This window comes from Endozoicomonas sp. 2B-B (assembly GCF_053470045.1).
Genome location: NZ_JBLZMU010000001.1, coordinates 6,318,185 through 6,341,381, shown reverse-complemented (window position 1 = coordinate 6,341,381; position 23,197 = coordinate 6,318,185). Strand labels below are relative to the sequence as shown.

Annotated in this window: 3 protein-coding genes; all 3 read left to right on the top strand. The window is 49.7% G+C overall.

Going from position 1 to position 23,197, the window contains the following annotated elements; genetic code table 11:
• The first annotated feature begins 126 nt into the window (after window positions 1-126).
• The 3 genes from ACOMHB_RS22730 (at window position 127) to ACOMHB_RS22720 (ending at window position 23,150) form a co-directional block, all read left to right on the top strand.
• Window positions 127-7,701, top strand: a complete 7,575-nt coding sequence (locus ACOMHB_RS22730; protein WP_448218331.1) for an AAA family ATPase — start codon at window positions 127-129, stop codon at window positions 7,699-7,701.
• Between the two features lie 169 nt (window positions 7,702-7,870).
• Complete coding sequence (locus ACOMHB_RS22725; protein WP_448218330.1) at window positions 7,871-15,355, top strand: AAA family ATPase; 7,485 nt, start codon at window positions 7,871-7,873, stop codon at window positions 15,353-15,355.
• Between the two features lie 145 nt (window positions 15,356-15,500).
• Window positions 15,501-23,150: an AAA family ATPase gene (locus tag ACOMHB_RS22720; protein WP_448218329.1), complete on the top strand. Its 7,650-nt coding sequence runs from the start codon at window positions 15,501-15,503 to the stop codon at window positions 23,148-23,150.
• Window positions 23,151-23,197: the final 47 nt, after the last annotated feature.

Sequence of the window (23,197 nt, the reverse complement as noted above, 5' to 3'; positions counted from 1 at the left end):
TTCGAGATCGGTGATTTCCTTCAATGATCGCAGCTGACTGTCAAAAGTGAACTTTCGTATTGCCTAAAGGTCAAACTACCAAACAACTTCAATTCAGTTCTTCAGATAGCAGTTGGGAGATTGGCTATGGATGGTCGTATTGGTGAGAAAATTAACAACAACTCTTTTCTTGATATTGCCGTGTCTGAGAGCGGCGAAAAGAGCGGCGAGCCAGCCAGCAGAGCAGAGCAGAATTTACCGTTAAAGATTACAAAGGTCAGCCCTGTTATCACCTCCAAACTCAATAAATCATTACCTTCGACAACCTTTCCTGACAAGGCAAGAATCGTTTCCGCGACAGATTTCTCGCTCCCAAAAACCCCTTGTGCCTTCGATTTTCGTTTTGTCGCCAGTGATGATGAAGTTCGACAGCTTTTAGTTGCCCGGACCAGCGATAAAAATCGGGATGTCTCCCTTATTTCCCACCCCGATGACCTCTCACAGGCTAATCTGGTGACCCGGTTGAGCATTTCCAAAGAGGGTCGCCACACTCTGCGTTCAGGCAAGCTCTTTGAAAGTTCAAAGCCACTGACCCTGGTCATTGATATCCGAAAACTCACCGGCAATGAACTGCCCAAATTTAACGATCTGCTGGACCCGGATAACCCCTGTCTGTTCGACAAAGTCAACCGGGAGAAACGCCCTCTGGGTGAACATGTTTCTCTGCTGGTCGTGGCAGACCCTGCACAGCTGACATCGGTTGGCAGGCGTGACGACGCGCCTGGCGCTGATTTCTGGCGACGAATTAATCGACCGGACAATACCTGGCAGTTCGACACTCAGACCGGCAATGACTCATCAATGAGCATCGACGAGGTTCCTCCAGTAGTGCCTGAATTCACCAGTGCCAAAAGTACTACGGAAGACGACAACACCGTTTTAATTGACTGCCACCTCCACAGTCACTGGCGACAGTTACTGCTGGGTGGACTCGGGGTGGACAAACAGGGGCGAATCCAGCACATCCCCGGCAAGCTTGAATCATTAAGGGCCGGACAGCGGGTGATTCTGAAAGGAGCCAACTGGGAAGATCTGGCCTTTGAACAGACGATTCGTCAGATGCTGGCTCAGAAGTGTTTTGAGAGCAATGGCAAGATCTGTTCATTACCCGACAATGTTCAGTTTTATCAGATGCCGGTGGGAGATAACGAGCTTCGTTCACTGTTTTTCAGTCTGTCCCCTTCTCTTGAAAAAGAACAAGCATCACGCAACCCCATCATCATCAACCAGAGTAATATTGCCCAATGGCTGAGTCCCATTGCCATTGCCCCGGAAGGCTATGCAGTCCCTAACACCCAACTGTTGGAGCAGATTCGGGCGGGGGGATCAGTCACCGTAACGTCTCTCCTCACTGAGGCACTCTGGTTTCGCTTGCTGGGTTCACTGCAGGCGATTCTCGAGACCACCGGCCTGGAGCCCCGACTTCAGGTGGCTGATTCAAAACATCAGCCGAAAGTCCTGGGGTTGACAGAAAAGGACGAGGTCTCTCTGCCCTGCCCACAGGAAAAAAACAAAGATCAGATCGCCTTCAGTACCCTCACTTATCAGCAATCTGCCCAGGCCAGTCATTGGATCAATAAGCAGCTGGATTCACCTCTGGTCATTCAGGTCAGTGAACAGACCAGCTTCAGCCAGCTATTTGATAATATCCATATCACCTCGGAACAAAAGGCCCATTTTGGACACCGTCAGACTAAGTTGCAGGAGGCATTAACCGCTGGCAAGCCAGTTATATTGCTGGGACTGGAAAACAATCCAACGCTTCAGCAGCTTCTGGAACCCCTGATTGTTGGGCAACCTCTGTTGCTGAATGGCCAGTTGCAAGACTATCCAAAAGCTCGTGTGACAATACTCTGGCCTGAGTCTGTGAAAAGCCCCTCTTCAATATTTCATGCGACGGTCACCACGGGTGAGCCGTGTCCTGAGGTCGATCTCTGGGATATCAATGCCCGCAAGTATGATATCGCCCGGACTGAACTGCCAGAACAAGCGCTTAAACAGCTTTACAAAGCCTTTAAAACCGTACCTGTCCACCTTTGTAGCCCTCTGCCTGAAATGACCGCAGGTTTACTGAATAACCTGATACTGGCTGCCCGCCGGGCACAGCAGGTTGACCACTCTCTACAGCTCCTGCCCCGCCACTGGCGCAAGGCCATCAATAGCCTCATCACCCATGGTACCCGGCAGCATCCGTCAGTACGGGATTTTATGAAAGTGGCTTGTTGGCACTTGTTACCGGATAAGACGACGGATGAGGATCAAGCCGCCTCGGTAGACCCGGATCAGTTAGCTGCCATTATCAATAGCGCCCCACGACTGGATAGAAAGTTTGTCAGGCAGAACCTGTGGCCACTGGCCCGAGTCTTTGATCCGGCAGTATTTAAGGACACTGGATTTAAAGAATTACAACTGACCTACGAAAATCCATTTCGACAAAGGGGTGCAAAAGAGATTCTGAACAGGCTCTGTACCATAATCGTGGCCCATGGGCCTGAGCAAAAACGAGATGCATTAGCGTATCAGTTGAAAGTCGATCTTGTGGAAGCGGAACCCTGGCAATCCCTAGCCATCAGACCAGCCAGACAGATTAAACGTTTGCAAGATGCACTGGCTTCTGGCTGGCTGTTACTTCTGCCATCGGGGCAGACCCGATCCGATGCCATTCACGCGCTGGCCAGCGATTGTTTTCACATGTCCAGAACAGCGAATGCGGAGGCTGAAGGCATTGAACGTATAAAACATCGACTCTCTGAATCACTGGAATGGCAGGGTTCCGCTGATATGCCCCTGTCAGCACTGGCCCGGGATCTTTATCACGGCGAGATAAGTCAGAAAGATCGTGAAAGTCGTCGCTTATCCCGGCTCCACGACCGGCTTACGGACTCTCCCGTTATCTTCCTGCAGGGAGAAACCGGCACCGGGAAAAGTTACTTTTCTGCCAAAATGGCCAGGGCTTCGGGACAAGCTTCAGTCATTTCCCTTGGTCCTTCTGACAGTGAACAGACCCTGATGAAACAGTGGCAGTGGCAGGAACACGCCGACGGCGACCGCTCTATGGTGCAGCAAAACCGGGCGTTGATGGAATGGGCCAGTACCGAATCCGACAAAGACGCTGAATACATCACCCTGGTTCTGGATGAAGCCAACCTGACCCAAACCGGATTGCTGGCATCATTGAACGGCTTATGGGAACCGCAACCCTGCATTTACGTCAATGGTCATCCTGTCAGGGTCAGCGAAAAACACCGGGCGATTCTCACCGGCAACCCGGATCATTACGCCGGGCGCCAAATGGACCCGACCCTGAAAGAGAAACTGTCCAGAGCTTACTACCCACGCCTGGATCAGGCATTCCTTCGGGACAGGGTGGTGGAACCGGCTCTGGTCAGGCATTTACAACGGCATTTGCTGGAGCAGCAAATAAACGACATTGCACACAGGGCCAGCAAGAGTGTGATGGCACTCTGGCAATATTATCAGGAGCTGTTGCCCGGACATGAGTTTACCCCCAGGGATTTAACCGACATCTGCAGCTGGGTGGGCTGGTATCTGGATCGCGCGTTATCCATAGACGACCGTGTTAGCTGTGAGCAAGTGAACAGTTTGATCCAGCAAAGTTTCCGGGATCTACTGGGTCCCGAAATCAGCGAGACTCAACAGGATGCCCTTTCGGCACTGGAAATATGGTTTGCTGCCTGCTGCCACCCGGACAACACCCTGCGCGACAGAGTTCATAACCACACCCTGCCAGATATTCTGCAGGACTTCAGAACATTAACCAAAGAAATCCGACCTGAGTTTGATACCTCCGGATCGGCAATCATTGAGTTGGTGCAACAGCTGGCACAGGATTTAAGCCGCTGTCAGCAGGCTTATCATCGCAAGATAAAACACAGCGGTCGTCAGGCAACGCTGATTGAAGGCCCGGCCGGACGTGGTAAGGATGCCACCCTGAACCTGCTGATCAAAAGTGTCAAACAGCAAGCTGAAGAACGGGGAGAAACCATGCCAAAGGTCTTTCCCCTGAACGCCTGTGATTGTTCCTGGGACAAAGTGTGTGAAGCGATCCAGAAAGCAAAAGTCGATGGCGGCATCGTAATCATTTCAGAAATGAATCTGATGGACAGCCAGCACCTGGAAGGGGAGTTAAACAATATTCTGGCCGGAGACGCTCATCCCGGCTTTCACCTGTTTGCCACCATCAACCCGCCTGAGTACAGCGGGCGAAAACCCTTATCACCGGCACTGAAAGGACGTTCTCGAAATGTGCCGATCCGGCAGTATAACCCGACCGAATTACAGACCATTGCCGGGAAAGTCTTGCCAGAAAACGAGCAGGGAAAAACCGTGGCTAAAATGTTGACTGAAAAACATTGTCGTTTAAGGGCTTACCTGCAACGGAAAAACCTGCCATTGCAGCCCACCAGCCTCGATTTACAGAATGTTGCCAGGGCTATCAACAGAAGGGGCAATTTTACCGAAAAAGCCGTTCATCAATGTCTTACTCAGCACTACCGGCTTTATCTGATGGCCGCCAACCTATCGCTGAAGGAACTGCCCGAGTCAACGGCTCTTGCCATGAGCAAAGGAGCAATTCATTCCGGGCTTTGCCAATGGTTCAACCAGGTGGTACCTGGTATTAGTCGTCCATGGTTGATAAGAAGCAGTGATCGCAACAGTGTTGATGAAAAAAAACATGAAATTCATATCGACTCTGATCTGATTGAAGAGGAAGCCAAAACAGAAATAATCAGGATGGTGGCTAAGGCAAGGTGGCAGGCATCCGGTCTTTCCCTGAACCCCGATAAGTCGGACGATATTCTCACCCGGGCACTTTACCGACACTGGCAACAATGCTGGTTTGATCGTGTGTTTGGCCAGATGGGTGTGGAAGCCAGTAGCGTATTTTCCCCGACCGAAGAAGAGATACACACGCTGAAAATATCAATTAACCAGCCTTATCTTCAGGAGGCTGATTTGCGGATAAGGGCGTGGAAAGCCGATGACGTTCGGTGTTGGCCTGAGTTCTGGCATCAGATCAGGGATCTGCTGAACCATTTTGTTAGCGATTATATTAACAAAACCTCAGCTGTTGTTGGTGATAAGGCTTCCGGGCAATCCCTGCCACAAGTCCACGAGAAACAGGCACCAGCATTGGCTCAGAGAAAAAACCATAAACCAGATCCGGCTCGGACATTGGACCAGAATACCGACTATGAAATTCAGGGGAAGCTACCCGTTGACGATCATATGATTTTTAATATGCAGAGCCATTCTTCCGCGAATTATCGGTGGTGGGCAAAGGATATTTATGTGTCTGCCCAGGGCGATATCCAGCAGATCAATATTAATGATCTACAGATGCAAGGGGTCGACGTTCTCATACCTGCCCGTTTATCAGAGCATGACCAGGAAGTGACATTAGCCAGTGACCAGACCCTGGCGACCTTGGTGGTGAAATCAAGAAATGGTCAATATGCCTTGCCCTGCCTCACATTCAACGACTATATCGTAGCCCTGCGCATGAAACCCGAGTTGCCATTTACTCTGTTCAGAGATCGTTATACCGGCCTTCACACAGTTTCTATTCCAAAGTCCAGAATCAACCAGAGCATTAAATTTGCTTATGTCGTAGAGTCCGGAAAAGCGGGCAAAAAAACACGTACTGAAGAAGTCCGACCAGCACAATCAACACGTTTTGACGTCCGCTGTTCGAAAGGTATGAAAACAGTAATGGAGGGAGTGCTCACGGAGATTGAAGAACAACCACAAGAAGTGCAGGAGCCTTTGCAGAAAATAAAAAGTGCTAAAAACACGACGCAACGCATTGAGGCGATCAAGGATTATTGCCGAGGATTCTCCGGTGCTGCCACACCAGAGCGCAATAAAAATTTCTTTCACTTCCTCGTAACACGGCGTCAAGGGAGCTGTCGTCATCGTGTACCTGTTTTCATTGCTTTTTGTCGTTATTTTGGCATTCCGTGTCGGCAAATGAATAATCGTATCCATTCCTTTGCGGAGTGTTCCCTGGATAGAGGCCAAACCTGGGAGTCAGTGGACTTGGGCGGAGCACCTGAAGAGGTAACTGAAATCACACCTGAATTCCAGCCCACCAGGTGGGTCAGTAGCTCTGGCACTGAGTTAAGGAAGGCTACGAATCTCCTGAAGAATGTCCTGAAAGACGCTGATTTAGCACAACTACAAACTCTGGCCAAAGCCTATGGTATAAGCCTCGAGGAACTGAACAAAACCCTTGAGACAGACCATGCCTTGCCAAAAAAAAATCTGAGTACTTTCGAAATAGTAAAGAACCTCTGGGAGGAAAAAGAGTTAACCGGTTTTGCCATGGGCGTCTCAATCTTGCAGTCGTTGGAGACAGAAGTATTGAGCGAGGACGATAAAGCATTGGTCGGTAAAGTGATTGGCGGCGGAAGACCCCCCTATAAACCAATGTCGGAGGCACTCAAACCAATATTGTCCAACAGTGATGAAGATCAGGTCACTGAACTACTCAAGTCACTCCATTCAAAAATGATCGACCAGGCCGGAACAAGCCCTGACCAGTGGTTGTGCTCAATAGTGGACGTATTGGCAAACAGTGATTTGACCCGTCCTTCAGTTATTCACTTTGCCCGTGAAGCCCTGGAATCGGGTTGGCTGGATCCAGTGCCGACCTATAGCAAATATGTTATGACGGCCGTTGAACATCATAAACTCTTGATGCGTCTGGAAGAGGTCGAAGAACTGAACACTAAAGCCGCTCATTGCCTGAAAAAGTGGTATCAGGTGGTGATGTCCGGGGAAAAAAATAACCAGCAATGGCAATCAACTTATGAAACCTTCCAGGAGAGAAAAGAGAATGCCTTCTTCATCACTGATCCTCATAACGGGCATTCGCCATTCCTTAAAAATGTAATGGCCAGTCTATCCGTCGAGATTGCCTGGACGGACAAACCCGAGGGCGTTCCGAATATAGAACGACTGCTGTTGCACAACCCTGCCTTTGTGCAGTTAAACTCGGGCAAAGGCAACTACCGTCCGGTGATTATCCTGGGGAACATCTCACTGAACAGCAAAGTGATTAATGAAAAGGCTGAAGCCCTGTTTCAACGGAAACTTGAGAAAAGCCCGGACTTGAAACAGATATTGGAAAAAATCAATCAATATGAAGCAATGGATCGACGATGCTTTAATGCTCTGAAAGCAACGGATAGTCAGAAAGAAAGGCTTGATATCATCAACAAGTACCAACCCATCCTGAAGTCCCTTGAGGTACCATTCAGGGACAAAGTTCTGGTGTCTGACTTAAAAGACCAATGCCGGAAAGCGATTCAACAGGCCTTCATTTATTACTTGTATGAAATGACACATTCGAAAGGGGGGGGCTTAACCTATTGTTGGGCCGATGCTTTCATCCTGGCGGAAGACGATGATGGCCACTGTGGTGCTCATGCTCCATCCTCACCAGGAGAACTGTATGCCATGATGTCTTTAATCAAGAGCTCTGACTGGTCGCAGGAAGCTATTAGGGATGACCACTTGCGGCAAACACATAACCTCAGTAACGCCCTGATTCTCAAAACCAATGAACTGACAAAAATTGTCGAAGAGTTTTTAAACAGCCTGAATTTGAGTTCGCTTTGTGATGCTTTGGATACCTGATAACCGTTTGCTCATGTTGAGTGCTTCACTCCCGTCATTCCCGCGAAGGAGGCTGGACAACCCTACAGAGGGGCAACAGTTAAAATGGAACTTTAATCTCATCCTAAGGTCAAACGATTAATCAGTTTCAATGCAATCCTTCAAGGGACGTCAGGAAAGGAGATTAATAGTGGATGTTAGGATCAGGGAAATAAACAAATCGGTTCTTGATAATGGCGCGTCTGACAATATCGTACCAGCCAAAAAACCAAAGCTGGCATTACCGGCAAATGATGTTGAGATCTGCTCTGATGTCACTGCCAGGCTCAAGGTATCGTCACCACTGATTTCGTCGCCTCACAAGGCGAGAAGCGTATCCTCAACGAATTCCTCGCTCCCCGGGGCTCCTCGTGACTTCGATTTTCGTTTTGTCGCCAGTGATGATGAGATTCGACAGCTTCTGCTTGCCCGGACCTGCGATGAACATCGGGATGTCACTCTTATTTCCCACCCCGATGACCTGTCACAGGCTAACCTGGTGACCCGCTTGAGCATTTCCGGCGACGGTCGCCACACGCTGGGTTCGGGCAAGCTGTTTGAAGGTTCACAGCCCATGACTCTGGTGCTGGATATCCGAAATCTCAACAGCGAGGATCTGCCAAAATTTAACGATCTGCTGGACCCCGATAACCCCTGCCTGTACGACAAAGTCAGCCAGCAGAAATGCCCTCTGGGCGAACACGTTGCTCTGCTGGTGCTGGCAGACCCTGACCAGCTGGCATCGGTTGGCCAGCGTGAAGATGCACCCGGTGCTGATTTCTGGCGGCGAATTAACCGACCGTTCAATACCTGGCAGTTCGACGCACAGAGCGGCAATGCTTCGGCAATGGACATCGACCAGGTGCCTCCTGTATTGGCGGAACTCTCCGCTGAAGGCGCCATGGATGATGGCAATACCCTTGTTATCAACTGTCACCTGCACAGTCACTGGCGACAGTTGCTGCTGGGTGGCCCTGGCGTAGATAAACAGGGACGAATCCAGCACCTCCCCGGCAGGCTCGAGTTATTGAAGGCCGGACAACGGGTGATTCTGAAAGGGGCCAACTGGCAGGATCTGGCCTTTGAACAGACGATTCGGCAAATGCTGGCGCAGCAATGTTTTGAGAGCAATGGCAAGGTCTGTCAGCTACCCGACAATGTTCACTTTTATCAGATGCCGGTAGGGAATGAAGAGCTTCGTTCACTATTCCAGAGCCTGTCCTGCTCTCTAGAAAAACAAGACGACAAAGGATCTGATCAGGAGCAACCACCACAAAATCCGATCATCATTAACGAGAGTAATATCAGGGAATGGCTGAGCCCGATTGCCATCGCCCCGGAAGGCTATGCAGTCCCTAACAACTGTCTGTTGGAACAGGTTCAGGCGGGCGGTGCTGTCACTGTTACGTCTCCCCTCAATGAGGAAAACTGGTTTCGTTTGCTGGGCTCACTGCAGACTATTCGCGAAACCACTGGCCTGGAGCCCCGGCTCCGGGTGGCTCATTCAAGACGGCAACCGGAAGCCCTGGGATTGAAAGAAAGCGATAAGCACCCTTTACCCGGGAGCGTTCAGTTACCGAAAAAAGTCAGCGATCAGGCTGCCATTGACAGCGTCACTTATCAGCAACATGCCCAGGTCAGACACTGGATCAATCAGCAGCCGCAAACACCTCTGGTCATCCAGGTCAATGAACAGACAGGCTTCAGCCAGCTATTTGATAATATCCATATCACCTCGGAACAAAAGGCGTATTTTGGACGACGCCAGAGTAAATTGCAGGAGGCATTAACCGCTGGCGAGCCGGTGGTATTCCTGGGACTCGAGCGTAGTCCAGCGCTTCAGCAACTGCTGGAACCTCTGGTTGTGGGACAACCTCTGCTCGTGAATGGTCAATTACAGGCCTACCCAAAAGCTCGCGTCACACTGCTCTGGCCTGAGTCTGCAAAAAGCCCCTCATCAGTATTGAACTTGATGCTTGCCACAGGCAAGCCCTGTCCCGGGATCGATCTCTGGGATATCACTGCCTCCAGGTATGAGATATCGCGGACTGAACTGCCTGAACAAGCACTTAATGAACTTTACGAAGCCTTTAAAACCGTACCCGCCCACCTGTGTAACCCTTTGCCTGAAATAACTGAAGGGTTATTGAATAACCTGATACTGGCGGCCCGACGGGCACAGCAGGTTGACCAGTCCCCAGAGTTCCTGCCCCGCCACTGGCGCAAGGCCATCAATAGTGTCATCACCCATGGCACCCGGCAGAATTCGTCCGTCCGTGATTTTATGAAAGTGGTTTGTTGGCAGTTGTTACCGGATAAGATGCCAGATGCTCATGGGAAGCCGGATGAGGATCAAACCGCCTCGGTAGATCCGGACCAGTTAAATGAAGTCATCAATAGTGCCCCGCACTTAAACCGAGAGTTTCTAAAGCAGAACCTCTGGCCACTGGCCAGAGCCTCTGACCCGAAAATCTTTAAGCAAGCAAAACTCTACTATCAAAGTTCATGTCCGGAATGGGATGTAGAAGAAATTCTGGACGGGCTCTGTGCCCTGATCGTAGCCCATACGTCTGCAGAACAACAAGACGCAATGGCCTGCCAGTTGAAAGTCGATCCGGCAGCAACAGAGACCTTTCAATCGTTAACCATCAGGCCATCAAGACAGATTAAACGTTTGCAAGATGCGCTGGCTTGCGGATGGCAGTTAAACCTTGCGTCTGGTCAGATCCGATCCGATGCTATTCAGGCTCTGGCCAGCGATTGTTTTCATATTGCCAGAACCGCGAATACGGTCACAGCAGGTATTGAAGAGATAGAAAATCGTCTGCCTGAATCACTGGAGTGGACGGGTTCCGCTGATAATCCTTTGTCAGCACTGGCCCGGGATCTTTATCACGGCGAGATAAGCCAGAGAGATCGTGAAAGCCGTCGATTATCCCGACTCCATGACCGGCTTACGGACTCTCCCGTTATCTTCCTGCAGGGGGAAACCGGCACCGGAAAAAGTTACTTTTCCGCCAAAATGGCGAACGCTTCAGGACTGGCTGAGGTCATTTCCCTTGGACCTTCCGACAGCGAACAGACCCTGATGAAACGCTGGCAGTGGCAAGAGCATACCGATGGCGATCGCTCTATGGCGCAGCAAAACCGGGCGCTAATGGCATGGGCCAATACCGAATCCGACAAAGATGGAGAATACATCACCCTGTTGCTGGATGAGGCTAATTTGGCCAAAGCCGGATTACTGGCGTCATTGAACGGCCTGTGGGAACCGGAACCCTGCATCTATGTCAATGGTCATCCTGTCAAGGTCAGTCCAAAACACCGGGTGATTCTCACCGGTAACCCTGATCATTACGCCGGGCGGCAAATGGACCCGGCCCTGAAAGAGAAGCTGCCCAGGGCTTACTACCCACGTCTGGACCAGGCTTTCCTTAGGGACAGAGTGGTGGAACCGGCTCTGCTCAATCAGTTACAACGGCATCTGCCGGATTCTCAAACCAGCAGGATTGCGCAGAGTGCCACCGGGAGTCTGATGGTGCTGTGGCAATATTATCAGGAACTGCTGCCAGACCATGAGTTTACCCCCAGGGATTTAACCGATATCTGCAGTTGGGTGGGTTGGTATCTGGATCGTTCGTTATCCACCGGTGAGACGGTTACCGGCAAGCAAATGAACGCTTTGATCCAACAAAGTTTTCGGGATCTACTGGGCCCTGAAATCACCGAAACAAATCAGGATGCCCTGTCAGCACTGGAAAGCTGGTTTGCTGCCCGTTACCAGCCGGAGAACACCCTGAGCGACAGGGTTCGTAACAAGACCCTGTCAGATATTCAGCAGACCTTCAGAACAGTTACCCAAAAAATACGACCAGACTTTGATACCTCCGGAGCGGCAGTCTTTGAGCTGGTAGAACGAATTGGACAGGATTTAAGCCGCTGTCAGCAGGCTTATCATCGCAAGATAAAACACGGCGGCCGTCAGGCGACACTGATTGAAGGCCCGGCCGGGCGAGGTAAAGATGCCACGCTGAACCTGGTGATTGCAAGTGTCAAACAGCAGGCTGAAGAACGGCAAGAATTGATGCCGGAAGCCTTTTACCTGAATGCCTGTGATTGTTCCTGGGATAAAGTGTGTGAAGCGATCCAGAAAGCCAAAGTGCAGGGTGGCATCGTGGTGATTTCGGAAATGAATCTGATCGACAGCCAGCACCTGGAAGGTGAGTTAAACGATATTCTGGCCGGTGACGCCCATCCGGGTTTCCACCTGTTTGCCACCATCAACCCGCCTGAGTACAGCGGGCGAAAACCCTTGTCACCGGCACTGAAAGGACGTTTTCGACATCTGCCCATTCGGCAGTACAACCCGGCAGAATTACAGACCATTGCCGAAAAAGTGTTGCCAGAGTCCTCAGAAGGCACATTCGTCGCTAAACAGCTAACAGAAAAACATTGTCTTTTAAGGGCTTACCTGCAAAGCAAAAAATTGCCATTGCAACCCACCAGCCTTGATTTACAGAATGTTGCCAGGGCTATCAACAGAGGTGGCGATTTTAGCGAAAAAGCCGTTCATCAATGCCTCAATCAGCACTACCGGCTTTATCTGATGGCCGTCAACCTATCGCTGGAGGAACTGCCCGGCTCTTCGGCTCTTGCCATGGGGAAATGTGAATTTAATTCCGGACTTTGCCATTGGTTCAATCAGACAGTACCGAACATTGATCGTCCATGGTTGATACGAAGCAGTCATCTCAGCAGTGTTGATGAAAAAAAACATGAAATCCGTGTTAACACTGAGCTGGATGAACAGGAAGCCAGAACGGAAATCATCAAGAGCGTGGCTCGGGCAAAGTGGCGGTCATCAGGCCTTCCAATGAGGCCCTATGACTCGGACGACATACTCACCCAGACACTTTACCGACACTGGCAGCAAAGCTGGTTTAATCATAATTTTGGCCACACCGGCGTGCACGCAGATAGCGTATTTTCCATGACGAAAGAACAGAAACTGACGCTGATTTTATCAGCTAACCAGCCTTATTTTCTTGAGGCTGATCGGCGAATCAGTGCATGGAGCGTCGATGGTGCACAATGTTGGCCTCTGTTCTGGCATCAGATCAGTGATCTGCCGAAACATCTGGTCGATGATTTTATTAACGAAACACCACAAGACATGTCAAAAGTCAGCGAGAAACAGGCGCCGACATTGCATCAAAGTACCAACCCTGAGCCACAGTCTGTTTACCAGGCATTGGCTATTGACAGTGATAAGGCCTATGAAAAATACAATCCCGAAGCCCTCGAAAAAGAGGCTCCAACATTGGACCGCATGACGGACTACCAGAACAAGAGTAAACCAAAAATCAAGCGTTATATGATTTTTGACACTAAGGACTTTTTTCCCGCTCATTATCGGTGGCGGGCAAGAGATATTTTTGTATCTGCTGCGGGCGACATCAAATGGATCGATATTAATGATCGTCACATGCAGGGAGCCGAAGTCATCATACCGGGTCGGTTACCGGAACCTGACCAGGAAGTGACATTAGCCAGCGATCAGACGCTGGCGACCTTTGAGCAGCCATCGAACACTTGTCGATATGCCTTGCCCGACCTGAAGCCTGACGACCGAATCGTGGCCCTGCGCATAACACCAGCATTGCCATTTACCCTGATCAAGGACCGATATGCCGGGCTCCATACACTCTATGTTGCGAAGGCCGAAGATAACCAGACTATTCAATTTGCTTATGTCGTAGAACACAGAGAAGCGGGTGAAAAAACACTTGCTGAAAAAGTCCGACCCGCACAATCAACACGGTTTGACGTCCGCTGTTCAGAAGGTATGGAAGCAGTACTGAAAAAAGTATTTACCCGAATTGACCTGCAGCCAACCAAAGTACAGGCGCCTTTGCAGACAATAAAAAACGCTAAAAACAGCAGGCAGCGCATTGAGGCGATCAAGGACTATTGCTTGGGGTTTTCCGGTGGTGATATGCCAGAGGATAATAAAAATTTGTTTCAATTCCTGGTAACACAGCGGCAGGGGAGCTGTCGTCATCGTGCGCCTGTTTTTGTTGCTCTTTGCCGTTATTTTGAGATTCCATGTCGGCTAATTGCTAACAAAAACCACGCCTTTGCAGAATGTTCCATAGACAGCGGTCAAACCTGGGAGCCAGTGGATTTGGGCGGGGCACCTGTTGAGGCAATAGAAATCTGGCCTGACTTCCAGCCCAGCAAGCGGATCAGCGGTTCCGGCACCAATTCAAAGAAAATCAGGGATCTCCTGGAAGGAGCTGATTTAGCACAACAGGAAGCTATAGCTAAAGCCCTGGGAATGAGCCTGGAGGAGCTGAAAAAAGCCCTTGAGGCAAACACTGCATTGTTAGAAGCCAATCTGACACCTTTCAAATTAGTAGTGAGGCTTTGGAGGAAAAAAGATTTGGCCGGCTTTTCCATGGGTGTCTCAATCCTGGAGTCGCTGGAGAGAGACAAATCAGACTATGTCGAGCAGGCATTGATCGGTAATATAGATTGGCGAGGAGATAATCCGATGTCGGAAGCCGTAATGCAAATATTGTCCGACAGTGATGAGGACCAGGTCTCTGATCAACTTAAATCACTCTATTTAAAAATGATTGTTCATGGCGGAGCAGAGCCGCTCGCCTGGTTGAATTCAATAGTGAAAATACTCAATGGCAGTGACTTGACCAAACGTTCGGTTATTCAATTTGCCAGTGAAGCCCTGAAATCGGGTTGGCTGAATCTATTGCCATTAGAAAAATACCAAATTAAGAAGACAGTTAAACATCATCAGCTATTGCTGCGTCTGGAAAGCGTCGATGAACTGAAGGTTGATGCCAGCCGTTGTCTGAAACACTGGTATAAGGAGTCATTCTCCAGGGAAAAAAATAGCCATATCTGGCAGTTCCTATATAGCGACTTCCAAATAAAGAAAAAGTATGTCTTGCTCGTCACTCATAGTCATGACGGGGTTTCGCCATTCCTGCAAAGTAGAATTGCCAGCTTGTCTTTGCAAAAATCCTGGACAGACGAACCCGAGGGTATTCCGAATATAGAACGAATGTTGGTACATGACCCGGCGTTTGAGCAGTTGAGCTCGTTCAAGGCGAACCACCGTCCGGTGATTATCATGGGGCAACCTTCCTGGGACGACACAATGTTGAATAAAAAGGTCGAAGCCCTGTTGCAGCGAATTATTGCCAACAGCCCGGACGACCTGGAGCCGTCGGATGAGGAGCGAAGGCTGGAAAGTGATTTAAAAAACAAATGCACTCAGGCAATTCAGCAGGCCTTCAGTTATTACCTGTATGGACTGGCAAACTCGAAAGGCGGTTACTTAAAGTATTGTTGGGCTGACGCTGTCATCGGGCCTTATAAAAGCAGCGACCACCATGGCGCTCACGATCCATCCTCACCGGGAGAGCTGTATGCCATGATGTCCTGGATTCATAGCTCTTACGAGTTCCAGGGAAGTGTTGAAGATGCCTGCTTACGGCATGCGTACAACGCCAGCGATGCTCTGGTGCTGAAATCCGTCGAGCTGACAATTATCGCCGAAGAGTTTGTAAACAGCGTGAATTTGAATTCGATTTATGACGCATTGAAGAGCTGATAACCCTTTGGTCATGATGAATTTTTAGAAAGATTTCCATCAATCGTTACGGCTAACTTTTCAAGCGGAACTTTAGTCCTATCTTACGGTCAAATAATTAAACAGTTTCAATTTAATCCTTCAGATGGCAGTAGGGAGATTAGCTATGGATAGTCGTATTGGTGTGGAAAAAAACAACCCCGTTACTCTTGGTGACGTGCCTGTCAGTGACGTGCCTGATAGCGCAGTACCAGGCAAGAGAGCAAAGCAGGGTTTACCATCAAAGATTATAAAGGCTTGCTCTGGTATCGCTTCCACAGTCAATGAATCATCACCTTCGGTAAACTTTCCTGACAAAGCCAGAATCGTAGCCCCAACGGATTCTTCACACCATAAGGCCCCTCATGCCTTCGATTTTCGTTTTGTCACCAGTGATGATGAGCTTCGAAAGCTTCTGGTTGCCAAGACTTGCGATGAACATCGGGATGTCACCCTTATTGCCCATCCTGATGATCTCTCTCAGGCTAACCTGGTGACCCGCTTGAGCATTTCCGGCGACGGTCGCCACACCCTGGGTTCGGGCAAGCTGTTTGAAGGTTCACAGCCCATGACTCTGGTGCTGGATATCCGAAAGCTGTCTAGCGAGGATCTGCCAAAATTTAACGACCTGCTGGACCCGAATAATCCCTGTCTATACGACAAAGTCAGCCAGAATAAACGCTCTCTGGGCGAACATGTTGCTCTGTTGGTGGTGGCAGACCCTGAGCAGCTGGCATCGGTTGGCCAGCGTGAAGATGTACCGGGGGCCGACGCACCGGGGGCCGATGCACCGGGGGCCGACGCACCCGGTGCTGATTTCTGGCGGCGAATTAATCGACCGGGCAATACCTGGCAGTTCGAAGCACAAACCGGCAATGCTCCGGCAATGGACGCCGACGAGGTGCCTCCGGTATTGGCGGAACGCTTCGCTGAAAGCACCATGGATGATGACAATACCCTTGTTATTGACTGTCACCTGCACAGTCACTGGCGACAGTTGCTGCTGGGCGGCCCTGGCGTAGATAAACAGGGACGAATCCAGCACCTCCCCGGCAAGCTCGAGTTATTGAAGGCCGGACAGCGGGTGATTCTGAAAGGGGCCAACTGGCAGGATCTGGCCTTTGAACAGACGATTCGGCAAATGCTGGCGCAGCAGTGCTTTGAGAGCAATGGCAAGGTCTGTCGGTTACCCGACAATGTTCAGTTTTATCAGATGCCGGTAGGGAGTGACGAGCTTTGTTCACTGTTCCAAAACCTGTCCTGCTCTATAGAAAAACAAGATGACAAACAAGACGAAGGACTTGTTCAAGAGCAACCACCACAAAATCCGATCATTATTAACGAAAGTAATATCAGGGAATGGCTGAGCCCGATTGCCATCGCCCCGGAAGGCTATGCAGTCCCTAACAGCTGTCTGTTGGAACAGGTTCAGGCGGGCGGTGCCGTCACCGTTACGTCTCCCCTCAATGAGGAAAACTGGTTTCGTTTGCTGGGCTCGCTGCAGACCATTAGCGAAACGACCGGCCTGGAGCCCCGGCTTCAGGTGGCCCATGTAAAAGGACAACCAAAAGCTCTGGGACTGACAGAGCACGATGAGCATTCATTGCCCGGGTTACCGAAAAAAGTCAGCGATCAGGCTGCCATTGATACCTTCACTTATCAGCAACATGCCCAGGTCAGACACTGGATCAATCAGCAGCCGCAAACACCTCTGGTCATTCAGGTTAATGAACAGACCAGCTTCAGCCAGCTATTTGATAATATCCATATCACCTCGGAACAAAAGGCGTATTTTGGACGACGCCAGAGTAAATTGCAGGAGGCGTTAACCGCTGGCAAGCCGTTGGTATTCCTGGGACTCGAGCGTAGTCCAGCGCTTCAGCAACTGCTGGAACCCCTGATTGCAGGACAGCCTCTGTTGGTGAATGGTCAATTACAGGCCTACCCAAAAGCTCGCGTCACGGTGCTCTGGCCTGAGTCTGCAAAAAGTCCCTCTTCATTATTGAGCTTGATGCTTGCCACAGGTAAACCCTGTCCCGAGATCGATCTCTGGGATATCACTGCCTCCAGGTATGAAATACCGCAGACTGAACTGCCTGAACAAGCACTTAATGAACTTTACGAAGCCTTTAAAACCGTACCCGCCCACCTGTGTAACCCTTTGCCTGAAATAACCGAAGGGTTATTAAATAACCTGATACAGGCGGCCCGGCGGGCACAGCAGGTTGACCAGTCCTTAAGGCTTTTACCCCGCCACTGGCGCAAGGCCATCAACAGCGTTATCACCCATGGTACCCGGCAGCATCCGTCTGTGCGTGATTTTATGAAAGTGGTTTGTCGGCAGCTATTGCCAGATGAGAATCAAACCGCCTCGGTAGACCCGGATCGCTTGAACACCATCATCAAAAGTGCCCTGTCGTTAGATAGAGAGTTTGTGAAGGAGAATCTGTGGCCTCTGATCAGAGCCTTTGACCCGACAGTCTTTAAACAGTCAAAACTCTCTTGTCAAGACTCATCTCTGGAATGGGATCAGGAAGAAGTTCTGGACAGGCTCTGTGCCCTGATCGTAGCCCATACGTCTGAAGAAAAACGAGGTGCAATGGCCTGCCAGTTGAAAGTCCGTCCGGCAGCTGCAAAGACCCATCAATCGTTAGCTATCAGGCCATCAAGACAGATTAAACGTTTGCAGGATGCGCTGGCTTCTGACTGGCTGTTAAACTTGCCATCGGGGCAGACCCGGTCCGATGCCATTCAGGCGCTGGCCAGCGATTGTTTTTACATGGCCAGAATGGCGAATTCTGAGGCAGAAGGCATTGATCGTATAGTACTTCGGCTGTCTGAATCATTGAAATGGACGGTCTCCACTGATATGCCTTTGTCAGCACTGGCCAGGGATCTTTATCACGGCGAGATAGGTCAGAAAGATCGTGAAAGCCGTCGATTGTCCCGACTCCATGACCGGCTAACGGACTCTCCCGTTCTGTTCCTGCAGGGAGAAACCGGCACCGGGAAAAGTTACTTTTCTGCCAAAATGGCCAGGGCTTCGGGACAAGCTTCAGTCATTTCCCTTGGACCTTCCGACAGCGAACAGACCCTGATGAAACGCTGGCAGTGGCAACAACATGCCGATGGCGATCGCTATATGGTGGAGCAAAACCGGGCGTTGATGGAATGGGCCAATACCAAATCCGACAAAGACGGAGAGTACATTACCCTGGTTCTGGATGAAGCCAACCTGGCCCAAGCCGGATTACTGGCGTCATTGAACGGCTTATGGGAACCGCAACCCTGCATCTATGTGAATGGTCATCCTGTCAAGGTCAGCCTGAAACACCGGGTGATTCTCACCGGCAACCCGGATCATTACGCCGGGCGCCAAATGGACCCGGCCCTGAAAGAGAAACTACCCAGGGCTTACTACCCTCGCCTGGATCAGGCATTCCTTCGGGACCGGGTGGTGGAACCGGCTCTGGTCAAGCATTTACGAGAGCATCTGACGGAGCAGCAAATAAACGACATTGCACACAGTGCCAGCAACAGTGTGATGACGCTCTGGCAATATTATCAGGAACTCTTGCCCGACCATGAGTTTACCCCCAGGGATTTAACAGACATCTGCAGTTGGGTGGGTTGGTATCTGGATCGTGCTCAGCCCGCTCGCGGCAGTGTGACCTGTGGGCAAATAAACAGTTTGATACAACACAGTTTTCGGGATGTACTGGGCCCTGAAATCACCGAAACACATCAGGACGCCCTGTCGGCACTGGAAGTCTGGTTTGCTGCCCGCTACGAACCGGAGAACACCCTGAGCGACAGAGTTCATAACAAGACCCTGCAGGAAATGCAGCAGACCTTCAGTACAGTCAGCGAAAAAATCCGACCAGACTTTGATACCTCCGGATCGGCAGTCCGTGAACTGGCGCAACGACTTGGACAGGATTTAAGCCGCTGTCAGCAGGCTTATCATCACGACAGAAAACACGGCGGTCGTCAGGCGACACTGATTGAAGGTCCGGCGGGGCGGGGCAAGGATGCCACGCTGAACCTGGTGATTGAAAGTGTCAGAAAGCAGGCTGAACAACGGCAAGAATCCATGCCGGAAGTCCATTACCTGAATGCCTGTGATTGTTCCTGGGACAAACTGTGCGAAAAGATCCAGAAGGCAAAAGACGATGGCGGCATCGTGGTGATTTCGGAAATGAATCTGATCGACAGCCAGCATCTGGAAGGTGAGTTAAACGATATTCTGGCCGGTGACGCCCATCCCGGCTTCCACCTGTTTGCCACCATCAACCCGCCTGAGTACAGCGGGCGAAAACCCTTATCGCCGGCACTGAAAGGACGTTTTCGACATTTGCCCATCCGGCAGTACAACCCGACAGAATTACAGACCATTGCCGAAAAAGTGTTGCCAGAGTCCTCACAAGGGACATCAGCCGCTATAAAGCTGACAGAAAAACATTGTCGTTTAAGGGCTCACCTGCAAGGCAAAAAACTGCCATTACAACCGACCAGCCTTGATTTACAGAATGCTGCCAGGGCCATCACCAGAGGTGGCGATTTTAGCGAAAAAGCCGTTCATCAATGCCTCGATCAGCACTACCGGCTTTATCTGATGGCCGCCAAACTATCGCTGGAGGAACTGCCCGGGTCATCCGCCGTTGCCATGAGGAAAAGTGAATTTAATTCCGGACTTTGCCAATGGTTCAATCAGACGGTATCGAACATTGATCGTCCGTGGTTGATTCGAAACAGTCATCTCAACGGTGTTGATGAAAAAAACCATGAAATTCGTATCAAGACTCGTCCGATTGAAGAGGAAACCAAAACGGAGCTCATCAGGATGGTGGCTCAGAAAAAATGGCAGGCATCCGGTCTTTCCCTGAATCCGGATCAGTCGGACGATATTTTCACACAGGCACTTTACAGACACTGGCAGCAACGGTGGTTCGCTGATGATTTTAGCCTTACCGAAGTGGACGCTAATAGCGTATTTCCCCTGACCAAAGAACAGGCACAAACACTGAAAATGTGGGACTGCAAGCCTTATCTTAAGGAGGCTAATAAGCAGATACGGGCATGGAACTCCCGTGACCTTCAATGCTGGCCCGCATTTTGGCATCAGATCAGCGCTCTGCCGAACCGTTTGGTAAACGATTTTATTAAGGAAGCATCAGCCATTAGCGGTGATGAGGCTCCTGAACCCTACAATCCAGAAGTCGAGGAAGAAAAAGCTCGGGCATTGGATCGAAGAACGAACTATGAGGATCGGGATAATTCAGGGACTAAGCTTCAAAAAGTTTTTAATACGCAGCATCACCCTAGTATGTATCGCTGGGAGGCAAAAGATATTCGTGTCACCGCCGGGGGTGAAATCAAACAGATCGATCTTGATGGCAAACACTTTCTGGGGGTCGAAACCCTCACTCCTAAACGGTTGCCAGGGAAAGACCAGGAAGTGATATTAACCAGAGATCAAACGCTGGGGACCCTTGAGGTATCACCAAGGAATGGTCAGTGTCCCTTACCCAGCCTGACGGCCAGTGACACTATCGTGGCCTTGCGTTTAGAACCTAATGTGCCATTTAAACTGACCCGGGACCAATACACCGGGCTTCATACACTGTTTATTCCTCTGGCCAAAGCCTACCAGAGTTTTCAGTGTACTTATGTCGTAGAACCCCGAAAGCCGGGCGGAAAAACGGCTGCTAAAGAAGTCTTTTTTGACGTCCAGTGTTCAGAAGGCATTAAGTCCGTACTGAAGGAACTGTTTGATAACATCAACGAACAACCCGCCAAAATACAGGCACCGTTGCGCAAAATAATAGACGCTAAAAACATCAGGCAACGAATTAACGCAATCACGGAGTATTGCAAAGAGTTCTCTGGTATCGCTAAACCAGATGAGAGTGAAAATTTCTTTCGATACCTGGTAACAAATCGGCAAGGTAGCTGTCGTCATCGTGCGCCTGTTTTTGTTGCTTTTTGTCGCTATTTCGGGATTCCCAGTCGGCAAATTGAGAGCCCCAAGCACGCCTTTGGTGAGTATTCCGTGGATGGAGGCCAAACCTGGGAGTCAGTGAATTTGGGCGGAGCGCCTGTCGAGTATACAGAAATCGCACCTGACTTCCAGTACAGCAGCAAGGCCGGTAGTTCCAGCCGCTGGCCAAACAAGATTAACATTAACAATCTTCTGAAAGGTGCTGATTCAGCACAACAGCAAGCTCTGGCTGATGTTTTGGAGATTAGCCAGAAGGCGCTAAAAAAAGCCCATAAGACAAACACTGCATGGTTAGAAACCAATCTGAAACCTTTCGAAATGGTACTGAAGCTTTGGAAGAAAAAAGATTTGGCCAGCTTTTCCATGGGTGTCTCGATCTTATTACTAAAGACAAAAGTATTGAACCTAAATTCAGCGCTGGATTTGATCGGTAATGTTTATGGCGAAAATAATCGAAGATATAATCCAATGACGGAAGCCGTAATACAAATATTGTCTGACAGTGATGAAGATCAGGTCTCTAATCAACTCAAATCACTCTATGTAAAAATGATTGTTCAGGACGAAGCAAACCCTGAGTATTGGTTGAGATCAATAGTGAAAATACTGAACGTCAGTGACTTAAGCAAACGTTCGGTGATTCAATTTGCCGGTGAAGCCCTTAAATCGGGTTGGCTGGATCTGGTGCCGGTAATAATATTCCAGGGGCAGGAGAAAATTGAACATCATAAGCTATTGGTCCGTCTGAAAAGCGTCGATGAACTGAAGGCTGATGCCAGTCATTGCCTGAAACAATGGTATGAGGAATTATTGTCAAGGGAAAAAAACAACCACCGTTGGCAATTCTTTTATAGCAACTTCCAAAAGAATAAAAAGTATGCCTCACTCGTCTCTCGCAGTCATGATGGGGGTTCGCCATTCCTTCAAGGTAAAATTGCCAGCTCGTCTTTGCAAAAATCCTGGACACACCAACCTGAGGGTATTCCAAATATAGAAAGATTGCTGGCACATGATCCCGCGTTTGAGCAGTTAAGCTCGGTCAGGGCGAACCAACGTCCGGTGATTATCCTGGGGCAACCATACTGGAACGACACAACGATGTATAAAAAGGTTGAAGCTCTGTTGCAACGAATGATTCCCAGCGACCCGGACAACCTGAAGCCGCTTCTTGCAAAAATCAATCAATATAATCAGATCAAAAAACAATTTGACGATGATATGGAAGCACTGAAGAAAGAACATAGTTATAGAGAATGCAGGCACTCCGGCTTTTTTGATAAGCGATATCAAAGTGAAAAAAATGACTATGAGAAAAAAAGGCTTGAGATTGAAAACAGGTATAACTCTGCTCTGAAGCTCCATGAGTTGTCGATTGAGGCGCAAGAACCGCAGAGTGATTTAGTAAACAAATGCATTCAGTCAATTCAGCAAGCCTTCAGTTTCTACCTGTATAGATTGGCAAACTCGAAAGGCGGTTACTTAAAGTATTGTTGGGCCGATGCTGCTATGGGGCTTCATGCTGTCAAAGGGCCTAATGATGGAAAATGCTGCCACTATGGCGCTCATGATCCATCCTCACCAGAAGAGCTGTATGCCATGATGACCTGGATTAGAAGCTCTGACGAGTTCCAGGAATCTGTTAAAGATGCTTACTTACGGCAAGCGCAAAACGCCAGCGATGCTCTGTTGCTGAAATCCGGTGAGCTGACAACCATCGCCGAAGAGTTTTTGAACAGCGTGAATTTGAATTCGCTTTCTGACGCATTGGAGAGATAACAACCTCAATATCCCAAAAGACCAACCCATTTGTGATGGATACGGGT

Excerpts from the sequence above, each read along its gene's own strand:
- ACOMHB_RS22730 (WP_448218331.1), top strand. The coding sequence starts at position 127 with ATGGATGGTCGTATTGGTGAGAAAATTAACAACAACTCTTTTCTTGAT.
- ACOMHB_RS22720 (WP_448218329.1), top strand. The coding sequence starts at position 15,501 with ATGGATAGTCGTATTGGTGTGGAAAAAAACAACCCCGTTACTCTTGGT.